The organism is Peterkaempfera podocarpi, from assembly GCF_042466665.1.
Classification (GTDB): domain Bacteria; phylum Actinomycetota; class Actinomycetes; order Streptomycetales; family Streptomycetaceae; genus Peterkaempfera; species Peterkaempfera podocarpi.
The window spans coordinates 975936-992482 of sequence record NZ_CP162102.1; the positions used below are offsets into that span (position 1 = coordinate 975936).

Below are 16547 nucleotides of genomic sequence, written 5' to 3' on the forward strand. Positions count from 1 at the left end.
CCGCCCCGCGCCCGAGGGGGCGGAGCGGCCTCTGACATGGTGTCACGCCGGTCGGGACGCCCGCGGCCGTGCCGAGGCGGCCGCGGGTGTCATCAGTTGAGCAGGGCGTTGAGCTGGTTGGCCTCGCCGCCGTCGCCGTTGGCCGTGGGGTGGAAGGCCGTGCCGGATCCGGTGAACACCGTTCCGTTGATCCACGGGTCGTCGCTGCACACCTCGTGTCCGGTGAAGGTGGGCCGCACGTCCACGAAGGAGATCCGCAGTCCGGGGTTGTCGGCGGCGGTGGCGTGCACGGCGTTGTCGATGGCCGAGTTGAGGGCGTCGGACATCTGGTTCAGCCAGTCGACGGAGTTGTAGATGATGGGGTCGGCCAGCAGCACGCACTCGGGCACCGTCAGGTCCGTGGGCAACATGTGCGGGTAGCCGAGGACGAGGATCCGGGCGTTCGGCGCCTGCCGGTGGACGGCCTCGTAGACGGCCTTGAGATGGCTCTGCTCGGCGTTGATCACCTCGGGTTCGTAGGTGGACAGCGGTTCCGGGTCGACCTTCGAGTTATGGGTCAGGTAGTAGTCGGGGCCGGTGCAGTCATGGTCCAGGGTTTCGAAGCAGCTGGAGACGACGTCGCTGAAGCGCGCGTCGTTGCCGCCGATCGTCAGCGTGACCAGGGTGGTGTCGGGGTCGAGGTAGCCGGCCGCCTCGACCTCGGACAGCTCCCCGTAGTCGGCGTTGTTGGCGGCGGTGCTGCCCCAGTCGGTGTTCCAGGGGTTGTTCGGGTCGACGGCGCTCGGGGTCATGTCGACGGTCTGGGCACCGCTGCAGGCCAGGAAGGCGAAGTTCGCCGGGCCGCCGGCGGCGGAGTTGGCCGCGATGGTACCGCTCAGGCCGGGCCAGTCGAGCTCCTCGGAGTAGGCCTCGGTGGCGGATCGGTTGCAGTAGTCGCTGGCTCCGTTGTTGTAGGCGATGTTGGAACCGTACTGGTAGGGGGTCAGCCCGTCACCGGCGGAGTAGGAGTCGCCGAGGGCCACGTAGTTGACCAGGGGCTTGGCGGTGGGGATGAAGGCGACCGCGTCGAAGGCGACGTCACCGCCGTCTCCCTGGGGGGCATAGGTGTTGTAGTTGCTCAACGACACACTGGCGCCGGGGTAGAGGTAGAACGAGCCCAGGTCGATCCAGGTGTTCTGGTTCTGGTACTGGTTGACCAGGCGGTGGCGGTGTTCGCCGTCCCCGAGGTCGATCTGGTAGTCGGCCTGGCGGGTGGTCGCGCCGGTGGAGGGGATGTGGACCTTGAGGCGGGTCCATCCAGACACAGTGGTCGGCGGTGTCCACGTGGCGGTCATCGAATCGTCCGTGTAGGACGCGGCGTTGTCGTTCGGCGTGTTGATCATGTGGCTGAAGAACATGTGCCCGCCGTAGCCGGCTCCCAGCTGGTGGAAGTCGATCTTCCCCTTGTAGTCGATGCAGTCCGCGGTGCAGGCGGGGTTCTCCGACGCCGGGAAGAAGAACGACTCGGTGCCCTGGGCGTGCCAGGACGGGGTGCCGCTGCAGACTCCCGCGCTGACGCTGTCGTCGACGATGACCGCGTTGGCGGGCAGCCCCGAACCGGTGCAGCCGTCGGGCGGGTAGATGTCGGTGAAGGAGGGACGGGGGCTCGCGGCGGTGTACGTCAGGCTCTGCGTACCGCAGACCGAGGTGCAGTCCACCCACTGCTTCGAAGCGTGCCACCAGCAGTGGAAGTCCGCCAGGGTGCACATGCCGGCGCTGTCCGCACCGTGCGAGTACTTGGTACCGCTCGCGTCGGTGGCCGCGCCGGGCACGCAGTTGTCGGCGCTGGTGCACAGCAGCTCGTTGCCGGGGTAGTGCGGACCGGGTGTGCCCCAGTTCCCCGGCTTGTACACGACCCTCCAGTACCCGCCGGCCCAGTCGTAGCGCACGACCGGCGAGGCCGCCCAGCCCAGCACCTTCTCCTGGTAGGGCCAGTACTGCGGGTGGGAGGTGTTCCAGTCGTCGCTGGTGCTGAACACGGGCCGGTCCGCGGGGTACGACGGATCGGCCGGGTTGTTGGTCCAGCCCAGTCCCCAGTTGCCGTCGCTGTCGGTGCAGTCGGGACCCGGAGTGCAGCCTGACCCGCCCAGGGCGGCGTTGGGCTGCACACCCGAGTTGTAGGCCCAGGCGGCGAAGTACCAGTTCTCGATGTACTGCGGGTCGCCGTCGTTGGCCAGAATGCCGGCCTCGTACAACTGGTTCCACTTGTCGATCAGCATGTTCAGGGTCGCCGACACGTTCGAGGCGTAGTCCGTGGCGATCGCCTGCTGCTTCTGCGCGGTGGTGAAGGCGGGGCTGCCGTCGGCGACATTGCCGGTGTAGCCGAGGGTCATGCCGGTGGTCACCTGCCCGACTCCGTACCCGCAGTCCACCGTGTCCCACGTGGTGCCGTTGGGGGTGCCGGGGTCGGAGACGCTGCCGTAGAAGCCGCCCTGGTTGAAGTTGCCGGTCTCCGCGTCGACCGCGTGCGAGCTGGCCTGCAGCGTGTTCGACTCCTGCGCGAGGACGCCGAGCAGGACCTGTGCCGGTACGCTCCCACCGCCGTCGAGCGGCTGCAGCGGGAACATCCCCTGGGGGGTCCAGGAGATCTGCATGCCCGAGCCCTCCCAGTCCACCCCGCGCGTCTGGGTCGTCAACTGGCCCTGGACGGCGAGGTCGGCGGCCCATTCGATCTGCTGCGGATTGGCCTGGAAGGTCTGTATCTTCCGGTCGTTGCGGGCCACCGCGCAGCCGCGCACCGGATCCCAGGTCACCGTCGCCGGGTTCGAGGCGTCGTTCGCGTTCACCGTGCTGGATGCGGCGTCGGCGGCGGCCGCCGTCATGGCCCCGCCGGTGTTTCCCGCCTTCGGCGCCATCGTCCCGTCGGCGCTGTCCGTGCTCCGGGCCTTCCTCGCCACCGTCCCCTGCGCGGTAGCGGCGCTCTTCGCCTTCGGCGACACGGTCCTGCTGCCGGCGACCGGTGCGTGCAGGGTGAGGGCCGGCGAAGGAGCGCTGCCGTCCTTCGGCCGACGGGCCGCGGGGTCCACCGTGAACGACACGGATCTGCCGTTGCCCACCACGGTCGCCTTGAGGGCGACGCGGTGGTACAGCGTGTCCGCCGCGCCGGTTCCCGCCGCCGGGGCCTTGCTGCCGCTGAACTGCCGTGTGGGGGCGTTCAGTTGCTGGGTCACCAGCAGTTGCCCCTCGGTGGACGGGGTCGCGTCGACGCTGCCGTCGAGCGCGCGCCAGCCGCCGGTGCCCGCGGCCAGCCCGGTGGCCGTCGCCCTGGGCCCGACCACGTACACATGACCGGCCACGCCCTGGAGTTGGAGGCTGCCGGACTTGGCCGTGGCCACCACCGAGCTGCGTCCCCGGGCGAAGCGCTTGAGCTGCTGGTTGCCGCTGCGGACGACCTCGTAGCCGAGTCCGCCGTCCGCGTCGGGGTGCAGGCGCAGCGGCCCCGCCTGCTCGGTGGCCAGGACGCGGCGGGCCCCCTTGGCGGTGACCTGGATCAGGCTGTCGCCCGCCGCCGCGGCCATTCCCCCGGCGTAGGGCACGGCGGAGGTCACCTGGCCGGCGAGCGTGGTGCCCTGCGCGAGCCTCCCGTCGGCCGCGTCGACCAGGTCCAACCGGGTGGTGGTCGCGGTGGCGCCCTGGTTCAGGGCGGAGAACGCGGCCTGGTCGCCGGTGCCGCAGCCGGGGCTGAAGTAGTCCAGGCTGGTCAGGAAGTCCAGCTTGCGTACCGCCCCGGTGTCCAGGTCCACGATCGCGGCGAAGCTCCCGCGCTCCTCGGCGGTGGCGTCGTTGTTGAAGCTCCACGGCGCGTACACCACGGCCGCGTAGCGTCCGGATCCGGTGACGCAGTCGTTGCCGATCCAGCGCGGGGTGTCGAAGCCGGGCTCGGACAGCGTCGCCGCGGTCCGCCAGGAGTAGCCGGACGCGGCGTCGGCGACCAGCACGTTCAGGCCGTTGTCGTCGCCGGTCACCTCCACCGACCGGTCCTTGGAGGTGTTCCAGCCGTGCGTGAGCACCTTACCGGGGGACCGGATTCCCGGTGCGGCGGGCACGAGCGCGCCCGTCGGCTCCGAGGTGTCCGCGGCGGCCGCGGGCTCGGCGCCCGAGGCCGCGGCAGCGGCAGCGGCAGCGGCAGCGGCCCTGGTGTCGGAGGCCGCCGCCGTACCGCCGGTCTCCACGGCCAGGCAGCCGACCGCCAGCGCCAGTGCGCCCGCGACCGCCGTACCGCGTCTGGCCCTTCTCCATCGGTATCGGTGTGTGGTCATCGCCGTCCCCGACTCAGATGGCCGGGGAGCAGTGGGTGGCCGCCCCCGCCCATGAGGTGAACTTGAAGCAGGCCTGGGCCAGGTACCCGGGGCCGTCGTAGTACCGGTCGGTCATCGAGTCGTCCACGCTGGTCAGGGTGGTGCTCAGCACATGGGTGCCGGAGATCTGCTTCCAGTTCGCGCCGCCGTCGGTGGACCGCTGGAGCCAGCCCTCCAGCGTGTAACCGGTCTGCACGCTCTGGAAGGTGGCCTGCACGAAGGCGGGAGTGGTCTTGTCGTTGATCGGGTTGCCGGACGCGTCGACGAACTGCAGGAAGGCACTCGCCCAGCCGTCAGCGGTGGTCTGGGTGACTTCGGCCCACCGCCCGTTGGTGTCCACGGTGTCCGCGTGGGCGGCTCCGGCGGTGGCGAGCACGGTGACCAGCGCCACCGCCCCGATGGCTGCCCGGGAGATTCTGCGCATGAGGGTCTGTCCTTTCGATCGGTTCGAGTCGTACGCGCATCGCGGAAGGGCCCGAACGGCCGTTCCGCGGGGTCGCTCTCAAAGGAGGCCGCCGGGTTCGGCGGCCTCCCGGGGGGCGGTCAGAACGCGGCGGTGCAGCCGCTGTCGACGAGGTTGGGACCGGTGCCCGTCCCGCAGACCTTGGCCAGCTCGGTGGACGTGTCGGCGTACGCGTAGGTGGTGACGCTCTGGTTGTTGGCCTCGGTGTGCTCGCCGGACACCGCGGTCCAGCTGCGTCCTCCGTCGGTGGACCGGAAGAGGGTGCCCGTGCAGTAACCGGCGCCGTCCGCGGCGTACTCGGAGATGTAGGCCTGAGCAGTGCCGGAGCCGGAGTTCGGGGAGGTGATCAGGTCCAGGCCGCACCCGTCGCCGAGCGACACCACCTGGTTGTCGATGAACGTCTCCAGCCAGCGCTTGGTGACGGGACCCACCTGGCCGTCGACACCGACCGAGCTGTCCTGCAGGTGCGCCTTGGTCTGCACCCACTTGACGGCGGCAAGGGTCTGGTCCCCGAACTGGCCGTCCACGGAGAGGTCGAACCCGAGCTGCTGCAGCACCGACTGGAGGGTGCTCACGCACCAGCTGTTCGTGCTGCCCTTGACGATGTTCGTCGGACACTCGGAGCTGCTCAGCGACCCGACGGTGCCGGGTTCGGCGCTGGCCGAACTGGGCCAGGCCAGAGCCGCGGCCACGAGGCCGGCTGCGACCAGAGGGGCGAATTGTCCTGACGTCGGCATGCGCACGGAAGACTCCTGGGGCGAGGTACGGGTGCGGGCCGAGCGGATCGCCGGCCCGCACAGAGCCTCACGCCCGCGCCCCCGGACGTCGACGGATGCCGGGCAGTTGCTGCCGGCATGGCACACCCACGCCCCTGACGTGCAAGAACCCGTCAACCGATGACGACGCGACGGGTCGGCGGACTACCGCTGGGACGACGCGGAGGGTGGGACCGGGACCGAGTGGCAGGCGGTGGACCGGGGCTCCGAGGTGGTCAGGCACACCCTCAGGGCGTGACTGCCGCCGGTGAGGGCGAGCAGCGGGGTGTAGGTGAACCCGGCCAGGTTCTGGGAGTCGGTCACGGTGACATCCTGCGTCGGCGCCCCGGGTTCGGAGAGCGTGAGCTTGTCACCAAGCCGGTTGTTCCAGGTACGTGCCCAGGCCGCGCGGCACAGCGGTTGGTAGCGCACCTCCAGCCCGGCCCCTTTCGCGGGCAGCAGCTCCAGCAGCGTCTGCGGTGCGACGCCGCACAGGGTCGTCTCCGGACTGCGGCCGTCGCAGGCGGCGCCTGTGCAGCCGACGCGGAAGCCGGACGCCGTGGTGGAGGCCTCGCCGGAGGGCGCACGGCCGCCCGCGTGGCCGTCGTAGTGGAGCGCCACGCCGACCGCGGCGGCCAGCAGCACGGCGGCGACGGCGCCGGAACGCAGACCGAGCCGGAAGCGGCGGGGCTGCCCGGAGAGCCGCACCGGCGTCGCCGCGTCGCCGGGCGCGTCAGGGGCGGGCCCGGGCGCGGACCCCGGCGCCGGCTCGGGTGCTGCCTCTGCTTCCGGCCCTGTTCCCGGTTGCCGTTCCGGCGATGGAGCTGAAGGCGACGGCGCCGCAAGCGGATCGGGGGCCGCGGCCACGACCCCGCGGCCGCTCCAAGCTCCCTCCGCCAGCTCCCAGAGGGCCCGGATCCGGTGCTCGGGCTCGTCGGCGAGATGGCACAGCGCCCGCACGGCCAGCCAGGGCGGCAGGGCGGCACCGCTCAGATAGCGCTGCCAGGAGGACCGGCTGTAGGCGGACCGCTCGGCCAGCTCGGCCAGGGTGAGACCGGAGCGCTCGCGCAGGAAGCGCAGCTCGGCCACCAGGCGGGCGCGCTCACGCTGAACCCCGGCCTGGCCCGTGCCCTGGCTGACACTACGCATCGGGCTCACCGGCGCAGGGCGGACCAGGTGTGCGGCCCGACCTGGCCGTCGACGTCCAGGTGGAACTGCTTCTGCGCCTGGATCACCGCGTGTTCGGTCAGCGGCCCGAAGTTCCCGTCGATCCCGCCCGGCGTGATACCGGCACGCTGGAGCAGGCACTGGAGTTCGGCCACGTCCGGGCCGAACATGTCGACCACCACCTGCCGTGTGCTGGTCGTGCTGTTGCCCGCGTACCACAGCCCGGCCTTCTGGCTGTAGTGGCAGCCGTACGTCACCGGCTTGTGCACGGCGGGCGCCGACGGGCAGGGCGCCGCGCCCTGGCTGGTCTGGGCCACCAGCAACGTGATCACGGCGCCCAGGGCGGCGGCGCCGCCGAGCGTGATCAGCCTTCGCCATCCGGCGCCGAGCCGGCGCCGGGGCTGCGGGTCACCGCCCGCCGGACCGGGCGCCGACGGCTCGGCGGGCTGGTCTGCGACGGCCTCGCCGACCTCAGCAGAGTCGGCCGGCTCGATCGGCTCGGCGGGCTCGGTCGGCTCGGTCGGCTCCTCGGCCGCGTCCTGCTGCCCGGCGCCCGGGGTGTCCTCCTGACGGGACTTCCAGGCGTCCGCCGCCATCTCCAGCGAGGCCACCACGCGCACCGGATCGCCCCCCGCGATCCGCACGAGCGCCTCCACGGCGGCGCGGGGCGGCAACGACCGGCCTCCCAGATAGCGCTCCCACGAGGACGAGCTGTACCCGGTTTCGCGCGCGAGCTCCCGCAGCGTCCGCCCGCTGACGTCCTTGAGCTTCCGCAACTGAACGACAAAACGCACAACCGCCGGATCGAGTCCGGCAGGCAAGGCCCGCCACCGTGCCACTTCGCCCCCAACTGCGCCGCTCTTCCAGGGCTTCCCCAGCCCCCCGGCAGAGAGCATAAGGCTGCCCGGCGCAGCTCGCAGTTTCGTCCGGCACCGGGTACCGGGCGGTGAACCCCGCCGCCCGGTCGGGCCGTTCGGCGCCCGGGCCGCGTCGGGGCGGCCGCGGCCGCGGCCGCGCCGGACGGCACGAGGTGGACGCGCGGCCGCAAGCCACACGCCCACCTCTGTGGTTCAGCTCTTCCCGAACGTCCCTGCCAGGACCACCGGGTGTCGCCTCATGGCCCCTGTGACGGCTGGGGACGGCCCCGGGATCAAACGGCCTGCAGATCCCACACGTGGTCGTCGTAGGGGACGCCGTCGTACCACGAGCCCTTCACATTGGTGGCGCTGTTTGTGGTGCAGGGGTAGATGGTCAGGGGCGCCCGCCCCTTTTCGTCGCCGTCGTCCTCCGCAAAGCCGCTGACGTCCAGGCACTCGTCGTTCATGAACACCCCGGGTTGGTTGCCCGAGGACGCGTAGTTGATGAGCAGGACCATGCCCTTGGTGCCGTCGAGGGAGTCGATGTACCACTCCTGGTTGTCGGCCGCCTGGTTGGCCTGGCACGTGATGAGGGACACCGCGGTGCCGGGACCGTCGGCGCCGGTACCGGGCAGGTCGAGGCAGCGCTGGCTCTTCACGTTGACGATCTCGTACAACTGGGTGCCGTGACTGGTGGTGCGGGTGGTCAGGAAACCCCACTCCTGGTTGTCGCCGGCCCCGTTGTTGAGGCAGGTGTCCTGCCATACGACGGTGCCGTTGGGTTGCGCACCGGTGCCGCCCAAGTCGACGCACTGCTTGGTCCAGAGATTCTTGATGTAGAAGTTGCCCAAGTCCGTCGCGTGGGCGCTGGACGTGCCGGCGAGCGGGAGCAGCGCGGCGAAGGCGACGACCGCGAGTCGGCGGCCGAGCTTGTACGAGGCCATAGAGGGCTCCAGGCAGACGAGTTGACAGGATGACGGCCGCGACGTGACCCCCGCGGTGCCGCCCTCGGCGTACCCTCCGCCTCCGGTGCCGCCTCCGGTGAGCTCCACGTGCCGCCCGCCCCACGACCACGCCGAGGGGCGCCGCAAGACTCCCCGCCCGGCGCGCTCGAAGGCGAGGCCTGCCGGGGGATTGACGACGACGCGGGTACGGGACGCCACCTGAGCTGCGGTGTCCTCCTGCCCCCTGACCAACCGACGGGTCGGTCCTGGCCCGCCAGGCAGGCGCCCTCAGCTGAGCGGTGCTCTCGGCAGCGCCCGGCTCGTCACCGCCCACGGCATCCCCACCATGGAACCGGCCACCGCAGACGCCGACTGATCGCCGGCCTCCCCAGCCCGTGAGCCAACACGCAGCTGCCATGGTGATCGCGTCGACGGCGAGGCTCGTTCACATGTCCGGCACGATCTCGTCCCCTCGGGCACGGTCTCGACTGTCCGCGCCAGGCCGCCTTGGCCGGCTTTGCGGCAGCCCCTGGAACGGCAGAACCGGCAGCAGACCGGCCGACCGGTCCGCCCGCGGGTTTCGGCCTGGCCGTCTCAGCAGGTCGCGGGCTTGAGCCAGGAGCACTCGAGGGCGGCGCCGTCGTCCGTGGCGCGGTTGCCCGAGGACGGCTCGACCGCAGACCGGCTGCGCAGCGCCGGGGCGGCGGTGCTGTGGACGCTGTACGAGGCGAGGGCCGCGCCGACTGCGTCCTCGACGCCCTTCACCGAGCTGGACACGTAGTCGTTGCTCAGCATGCTGAAGACCAGCTTCCGGCCGTCGGCATCGGTGACGTAGCCGGACAGGCCGGAGACCCCGGTCATCGATCCGGTCTTGCCGTGCAGGTTGACTGCCGCCGGGGTGCCGCACATCCGGCTGCGCAGCGTGCCGCCGCCCATCCGGTCGGGGTTGCAGGCGATCGGCAGGGCGTCGTACCAGTCCTGGAACCAGGGCTCGCTGCGGACGGCCGACAGCAGCGTGGCGAACTGGGCGGGCGAGATCATGTCGGCGCGCGACAGCCCGGAGCCGTCCACCTGGCGCAGCGTCGTGGGGTCGATGCCGACCGTGCGGAGGAAGCCGCCGATCGCGGAGAGGCCGGCCGACCAGCTGCCGCTGCCCTTGAGCTGGTAGCCGATGGCCTTGACCAGCACCTCGGCGTGGTTGTTGTTGGACAGTTTCAGGAACGGGGTGAGCAGGTCCTTGAGCGACATCGAGGGATGGGTGGCGAGGGTCTGCGCATCCTGCGGCGTCGCCTCGCCCAGCCGGGTCCGGCCGCTCAGCTTCACCCCGTGGGCTTTGAGGGCCTTGGCGAAGACGTCCGCGGCGAGGCCGGTGGGCTCCGAGACGGTGGACCAGGTGTCGCTGGCGGCGCCGTTCGTCGGCATGGTGCCGGTGATGTGGATGGTGTTGGTGCCGTGCTCGCGCTCGACATCCACCGACCGGGCTCCGCCGGCGGCCACCGTGGTGACGCGGTTGTCGATGGTCACATAGTCGGTGGCCGGCTGGAGGCTGACCTTGGCCTGGTCGCCGGCGGCGGCACCCGGCTCGACGTGGACGATCACGTTGCCCGCGTCGTAGTCGGTGTTCGGGGCGACGGTCAGAGGGGATATCTGCGAGGAGTAGTAGTAGGGCTCGTCGTCCCAGGCCCAGGAGAAGCCGAGCCGGGTGTTGTCGAACCGGGTGTCGTCGGCCACCAGGTCGCCGTCGACCCGGTGGATGCCGGCTGCGGCGATCTCGGCGGCGAGCTGGTCGTAGTCCTCGGCCAGCATGGTCGGGTCGCCGGTGCCGCGCAGGTACAGGTCGCCGTGGAGCACAGGTCCGCGCTGGGAGCCGGTGGTGAGCACGTCGGTGCTGAACCGGTAGTCGGGGCCGAGCAGGGCCATCGCGGCGGCCGAGGTGATCAGCTTGGTGCTGGACGCCGGGACCTCGCGGAGCGAGCCGTTGTGGTCGTACAGCGTCTCGCCGGTCTCGGCGTCGCGGACCACCACGCCCACCTGGGCACCGTCCAGTCGCGTGTCGGCGAGGATCTGGTCGAGGGTGGACGAGAGGCCCGGGGCGTTGGTGTCGGCCCCGGCCGGGGCGCCGGCGCCGATCACCAGGGCCAGGCCTGCGGCCATGGCCCAGGCCGCCTTCCGGTGCCGGAGCGCGCCGGGTCGTGTCCGTGTACGTCGGGTCATCATGGCCAAGCATGATCGCCCATCAGGCCGCACAGTGGAAGCTATCCGACGCATCTGACAATGATTTCGTTGTAAAGTTTCGAAATGCGATGCGTTCCGGCACCTCGCCCGCACCCGTCCCGCTGCCTCGCGCTCGGCCCGGTGTCGAAGGAACCGGCGCCGTGGACCGCGCTCTCCCCGTCGTGGCGAGCGCGGGATACGCCGTGCTGGCGGCGGTCGTCCTGCACCGCCTCGGCTCAGCGGAGCGGATCCCGGACTACCTGGCGTTCTCTCTGGTTCTGGCCGTGGTCTGGCTGATGGGCAGCGGCGCGCGCAGGCGTCGGACGGAGGCCGAGCGGCGGCGGCCGACCGCCGAGGTGGCCGCGGCCGCCGAGCGCGCACGCATCGCGCGACCCCCAGCGGTCGGGACCGTGGTCGAGCCACTTTGGCGTCCGATTCGTTCCAGCCCGTCAACCACCCATGACGCTTGATCCGACACATGAAGTCGGTGAGAGGCGCGCGAGAGGCCCGTGAGCCGCAGTGGCGTTGCCCACTGCGGCTCAGCGGCGCCGCCCGACGCTCGTCCGCTCAGGTCGGTGAGCGCGGGCCATCGCGCGGGTCGCATACGGCGTGTGGCGCGGCACCCAGCGGGCCAGGCCGATCGCCGCAGCCAGCCCGAACAGGCCGGTCACCGAGATGCCGAGTCCGAGCGCCGCCACCTCGGCGATCGCCGCCGGGACAACCGGCCCCAGCGCATTGCCCGTGTCGCCGAGCAGTCGCCACACTGACAGGAAGGTGGTCCGGTCGTCGGCCGGGGCAGCGTCACTGCCGAGCGTCATCATGATGCCCGAGCCGATGCCGTTGCCGATGCTCATCACCACCGCGACGACGCCGAGCGCCACCGCGCCGTGTGCAGCCGGGATCGCGAGCATGCCCAGGCCCAGCAGTGTCATCGACGGCACCGCCACCGCCAGCCGGCCGAACCTGTCCATGACATGCCCGGCCGGGTAGAACAGCGACATGTCGGCGGCGTTGGCGATACCGAAGATGATGCTGGTGGCAGTCGCACTCAGCCCGATGTGGGACGCCCACAGCGGCAGCACCGTCTGCCGCGCCGCGCGGACCGCGCCGACCAGCAGCACGGCCGCGCCCAAGGTGCAGAAGAGCTCGCGGTGACGGCTGAACATGATCCGCGCCGACGTACCGCCACGATGGGCCTGCGGCCTGTCGCCGGCGACCTCCTGGTCGGGCACGACGATGAGGATCACCGCTGTCGCCACCGTTGCCGCGACAGCGACTCCGAACGCTGAACGCGTACCCCACAGGTGGATGGCCAGGGCGCCGACGAACGGACCGATGAAGAGGCCGACACGATGTGCACCGGCGAGCGTCGACAGCGCCCGGGCACGCTGGTGCAGCGCTACGACCTCCGAGACGTAGGACTGCCGCGCGAGGTAGAAGGCCGAAGTGCACATGCCGATGACCAACTGGGAGAGCGCCAGCATCCACAGGTCGTGGTCAACCCAGCAACCGACCAGGGCAACCGCCGTCACACCGGCCGCACCCAGCATGGCGCGCCGATCCCCGATCCGGTTGACGACCGCGGCTGCGGGCACGTCCCCCACGATGCGGCCGACACCGGCCAACGCGAGCATCAGGCCCGCCGTACTGGTCGACGCCCCCGCGGAAAGAACGACCAGGGCGATGATCGGCGCGATCGCGCCGTTGCCGATCTCGTAGACCAGCGCGGGCAACAGGGCGGAGGCCGCGATCCGGCGCAGCACAGCACCGGTCGTCTCGGGGGCGCCGGTTGCATCAGGAAATATGGACATCGTTAGACATCCTAACTGTTGCCGGTGGACGCGCGCACACCTCAGCGGCGACAGCCTCATCCGGCTACACCTCGGCCACGCTGTGTTGCTTGGCGGTCACGTGCGTGCCGCCGCCCCGGAGCCTTCTGGTCCTGGCGCGTGGGCGGCGCAGCTCCACCTCCTGCCTGACCGGCGAGACCGCCTACAGCATCGCCACCCGCCTCAACCACGAGGGCATCCGCCCACCGGCGGCCAAGCTGTGGTCCTCCACCATGGTCAACAAGACGAGACAGAACCTGACAGGCAGTGGCGGGCCAGAGAAACCGCCGAGCTCCTCGGCGACGTCACCCTCGTCGCCACCTCAGCGCCGGGCGTGCGGCACAAGGTGCTGTTCCCGTCCTCCTGGTCGTCGGTGAGTTTCTGCGCGATTCGGCCGACCGGTTCGACCCGACGCTGCCAGGGGCCCCCTTCCGCTTGCCCTGATTCGTCATCAAGCTGACATCTATGCTGGTGCGTCTACGTCTACGGAGGCTGGCAACCGCTGGAGGCGGATCGATGCAGGCGCTCCGGAGGGAGACCAGAAATGATCGCTGATCGGACATTTGCCGACGGTGAAACCCTGACCCCGGTGATGCGGGAGGTCTTCGGGACCGACCGCCGCATCACCGACGTCGACCGTCTGCTCAACGGCACAAAGAAGGGTGTCTACCGCGTCACCCTGGACGACGCCACGAGCACGATCGTCTATGTCTGGAACGCCGACGAGGACTACTGGGACGGGCTGCTTCCGGATGGCCACGACGACCCCTCGAACCCGTTCGCCCACGCATCCGGCATCGACTTCTTCGAGGGTGCCACCCGTCGACTGGAAGCGGTCGGAGCTCGTTCGCCGCGACTGTTGCTCGCCGACCGCAGCAAGAATCTGTACCCGGCCGACATCGCCGTCGCGGAGGACGTCCGCGGCGGAACGCTGGAGGCGCTGCTGGAACGCGATCCGGACGCAGGCCGGCAAACGCTCGCGCAGCTCTCGGACATGCTTCGGCGCATGCACGCCTACCGCGCGCCGGCGTTCGGGCGGGTGGCGTGGATCGACGGCGGGGGCGCCCCACCCGACACGACCTGCGAGCAGGCATACCTGGAGCGCGCACTGGTGAACATCGCCACCGCCGTGCCCCGCGACGCCCGCGCGGCCGAAGGCGAGGCCATGCTGGAGGAGAAGCTCCGAACCCTGCACGCCGCACTCGAACCGCGCGCAGAGTTCGGCGTGGTCCACGGCGAACTCTGCGCGGAACACACGCTCGTCGGGCCGGACGGAGAACCCGTCATCATCGACATCGAGGGCCTGATGTACACCGACATCGAAGTGGAGCACTGCTGGATGCGGATGCGCTTCGGCCCACACTACGAGGCACTCCGCAACCCGGACCTCGACCCGCGACGCGTCAGGTACTACCAGTACGTCATGCACCTGGACCTGGTCGGCGGCCCGCTTCGCATCGCCGAAGGCGACTTCCCGGACCGGGAGTGGATGCTCGACGTCGCGGACTTCCATCTCCAGCGGGCGCTCGCCTACGAGGCATGAGCCGACCGCGGGTCTTCGGCCGAGGGCCAGAGCCGCAGCCACGAGGCCGACTGCGTCCACAGGGGCGCACTGTCCTGACGTCGGCATGCGCACGGAAGACTCCCATTGTCGCCGCCGGTCACCTCCACCGACCGGTCCTTGGAGGGAACGGCCGCGGGGTCGTGGCCGCTGCCCCCGATCAGCCCGGGACCTCGTCGCCTTCACCTTCGGCCGCTGTGGACGAGGTCGGGACCGGCGCCCGTCCCGCGTGTGCGTCCTTCGTGCCTCTCCGTGCGCGAATGCCGCTCCCGCGCTGGAGTGATACGACGTGCGAATCGCCCGGTGAGCCGGAACGTATTCGACACGCACCGAGGTTCGTTGTTCACTCGTCGGGCGTGCACAGGGCGGGATCCCCCGACCCGACCGTGGCGTCGCGCCGGATGGGGGGAGCACCGCCGGTACCGGATCTCCCCCACCCGATCGGCCGCAGGGCGGGTTGCGTCGATCCGGCCGCAGGTCGAGCGGGAGGGACGTGGAGCACATGGAGGACATGGAAGACCTCGCAGTCGGGGCACTGGAATGGCTCCTCGCCACCGCCCGCCCGAGCAGCCACGGCGGCCTGACCTGGGCGACCCGGCCCAGCGAGAGCGAACTCAACCCGTCGCTGTACAGCGGCACTTCCGGGGTCGTCATGGCGCTGCTCGAAGCGGAGCGGCACTTCGGCGACGACCGCTACGGCGACGCGGCCCTGCGGGGTGCCCGGAGCATCGCGGAGGCCGTCGAGAGCTGGGAGCCGTCCTCGCTGTACTTCGGCCTGGCCGGGATGGCCGTCGCCCTGCGCGCCGTCCACGACCAGCTGGGGGAGGCAGCGGCCGGTGCCGCCGCGTCCCGCGCGCTGGATCTCGTGCGTACCCGGTTCGACGGATCCCGTTGGGGGCCGCAGATCGACCTCCTCGGCGGCAACGCAGGCATCGCCCTCGGAGCACTGGCCGTCGGCGACCTCGAGCTGGCCGTCCTTGCGGTCGGGCCCTACTCGGACGCACGGGAGATCACCCGGGCGGGTGTGCAGTGGGAGACCCGTGCGGGCCGACCGGCCCGTCTGCACCACATGGTGCACGGGACGCTCGGCGTCGTCCATGCCCTGGCGTCCGTCGGCCGCGCGGCGGACCGTCCCGACCTGATCGAGCTGGCGGCAGCCGGTGCCGCCGACGTGGTCGCCCGGGACGAAGACGGTCCGGACGGCTTCCTCGTTCCGCACTCCGATCCACAGGACAAGCCCGAGCGCAATGAGCGCTACAGCTACGGCTGGTGCAACGGCCCGACGGGCGACGCCCAGGCCTTCCGGCTGTTGCACGCGGTCCTCGGCGATCCCGCGTGGTCGGCTCTCACCGACCGCTGTTGGCACACCATCACCCACTCCGGGCTCCCGCAACGCCTCCGGCCCGGCTTCTGGGACAACAGCGGACGGTGCTGCGGCACGGCCGGAGTGCTCGCGTTCGCCTGCGACCGGCAGGTCGAGCACGGCGACGGTCTGGACTTCGCCGAGGTGCTCGTCGCGGACCTCCGCACCCGGGCAACGGTCGATGCGGCCGGAGCCCGCTGGTCCAACGTCGAGCACCGGGCCACACCGAGCGCCCTCGAACCCACCCCCGGCTGGGCGATGGGAAACGCGGGCATCATCCGCGAGCTGCTCCGCTTCATCCGCGCCACCACCGGCCGCACCCCCGCCTACGCGGCGCCCTGGCCGGACCACCCGGCGACCGTGTCCTCGTGACTCACGACCTGCCGCAGATCGGAAGACGCGGACTGCTGGGAGGTGATGTCCGCGAGCGTCTGCGCTCCCTTGCGACTCCGCGGATTTCCCTGCCGGACACGACGACCGCCGGTATTGCTTCCGCAGCCGGGCATGGGGGGCCGGCAGGCGGTGGGGCCGGTCAGCAGGCAGAATCGGTCGAGCGTCGAGCAGAACCAGGAAAGGGACGACCTGATGAAGGGCAGTGAGGCACGCCGCGCGGCTCGGGCCCGTCGGCTCGCCGTGTGCATCCTCCTGCTCGGCCTGTTCCTCATGCACGGCGCCCCCGCCTCGGCAGCCACAGGCTGCCACAACATCATGTCCGACCCCGCATCTGTCGCAGTGCCCCCCGTGCATCCCGGCTCCACGATGCCGACCCTGGCGGGCGCCGGACGCTCTCTCCAGCACTCCTCCGCCGCATCGACGGTCACTGCGGGGCCGTCGACGCCCGGCATGGGCGGAGCGGTGTGTCTCTCCACCCCCGCACGCGGCGGTCTGCCGCTTCCGGCGCCGAGCCCGGTACTGGTCGCCTTCCTGGTCGCGGTCCTGGGTGCGCTCTCCCTCGCGAGCCGTCCCCTCGGCCCTTCGGCCCCGGGTCTGCGCGCGCCGCCCAGTGGCGGCCGCGCCCTCCTCCTCCAGGTGTGCGTCGCACGGACGTGACCAGGCC

12 protein-coding genes are annotated in these 16547 nt (G+C 71.2%); 4 read left to right on the forward strand and 8 right to left on the reverse strand.

The features are described from left to right. Window positions 1-92 precede the first annotated feature (92 nt). The 7 genes from AB0761_RS04535 to dacB form a co-directional block, all read right to left on the reverse strand. A complete protein-coding gene (locus AB0761_RS04535; protein ID WP_377267644.1) occupies window positions 93-4298 on the reverse strand; it encodes a GDSL-type esterase/lipase family protein in 4206 nt (1401 codons plus the stop codon). 13 nt (window positions 4299-4311) lie between these two features. Then, window positions 4312-4761: a hypothetical protein gene (locus AB0761_RS04540; protein WP_377267645.1), complete on the reverse strand. Its 450-nt coding sequence runs from the start codon at window positions 4759-4761 to the stop codon at window positions 4312-4314. A 119-nt stretch (window positions 4762-4880) separates the two neighbouring features. Next, window positions 4881-5537, reverse strand: a complete 657-nt coding sequence (locus AB0761_RS04545) for a peptidoglycan-binding protein (RefSeq protein WP_377273933.1) — start codon at window positions 5535-5537, stop codon at window positions 4881-4883. A 183-nt stretch (window positions 5538-5720) separates the two neighbouring features. Further along, complete coding sequence (locus AB0761_RS04550) at window positions 5721-6704, reverse strand: DUF2690 domain-containing protein (RefSeq protein ID WP_377267646.1); 984 nt, start codon at window positions 6702-6704, stop codon at window positions 5721-5723. A gap of 5 nt (window positions 6705-6709) precedes the next feature. Continuing rightward, the gene (locus tag AB0761_RS04555) at window positions 6710-7516 is read right to left on the reverse strand and encodes a peptidoglycan-binding protein (RefSeq protein WP_377267647.1); all 807 of its coding nucleotides are present in this window, start codon (window positions 7514-7516) and stop codon (window positions 6710-6712) included. A 356-nt stretch (window positions 7517-7872) separates the two neighbouring features. Next, window positions 7873-8523, reverse strand: a complete 651-nt coding sequence (locus AB0761_RS04560; protein WP_377267648.1) for an RICIN domain-containing protein — start codon at window positions 8521-8523, stop codon at window positions 7873-7875. Between the two features lie 594 nt (window positions 8524-9117). Further along, window positions 9118-10677: a D-alanyl-D-alanine carboxypeptidase/D-alanyl-D-alanine-endopeptidase gene (dacB, locus tag AB0761_RS04565; RefSeq protein ID WP_377267649.1), complete on the reverse strand. Its 1560-nt coding sequence runs from the start codon at window positions 10675-10677 to the stop codon at window positions 9118-9120. Window positions 10678-10748: 71 nt separating this feature from the next. On the opposite strand from dacB, the gene AB0761_RS04570 reads away from it, so the two are divergent. Next, window positions 10749-11207, forward strand: a complete 459-nt coding sequence (locus AB0761_RS04570) for a hypothetical protein (RefSeq protein WP_377267650.1) — start codon at window positions 10749-10751, stop codon at window positions 11205-11207. 69 nt (window positions 11208-11276) lie between these two features. Here the strand turns inward: AB0761_RS04570 and AB0761_RS04575 are convergent, their stop codons facing one another. Beyond that, window positions 11277-12500 (reverse strand): MFS transporter, encoded by a 1224-nt coding sequence (locus AB0761_RS04575; protein ID WP_377267651.1) that lies wholly within the window; start codon window positions 12498-12500, stop codon window positions 11277-11279. A 610-nt stretch (window positions 12501-13110) separates the two neighbouring features. Between AB0761_RS04575 and AB0761_RS04580 the strand changes: the two genes are divergently transcribed. The 3 genes from AB0761_RS04580 (at window position 13111) to AB0761_RS04590 (ending at window position 16540) form a co-directional block, all read left to right on the forward strand. Continuing rightward, window positions 13111-14109: a phosphotransferase gene (locus AB0761_RS04580; protein WP_377267653.1), complete on the forward strand. Its 999-nt coding sequence runs from the start codon at window positions 13111-13113 to the stop codon at window positions 14107-14109. Between the two features lie 529 nt (window positions 14110-14638). After that, window positions 14639-15862, forward strand: a complete 1224-nt coding sequence (locus AB0761_RS04585; RefSeq protein ID WP_377267654.1) for a lanthionine synthetase LanC family protein — start codon at window positions 14639-14641, stop codon at window positions 15860-15862. A 213-nt stretch (window positions 15863-16075) separates the two neighbouring features. Next, window positions 16076-16540, forward strand: a complete 465-nt coding sequence (locus tag AB0761_RS04590; RefSeq protein ID WP_377267656.1) for a hypothetical protein — start codon at window positions 16076-16078, stop codon at window positions 16538-16540. Window positions 16541-16547 lie beyond the last annotated feature (7 nt).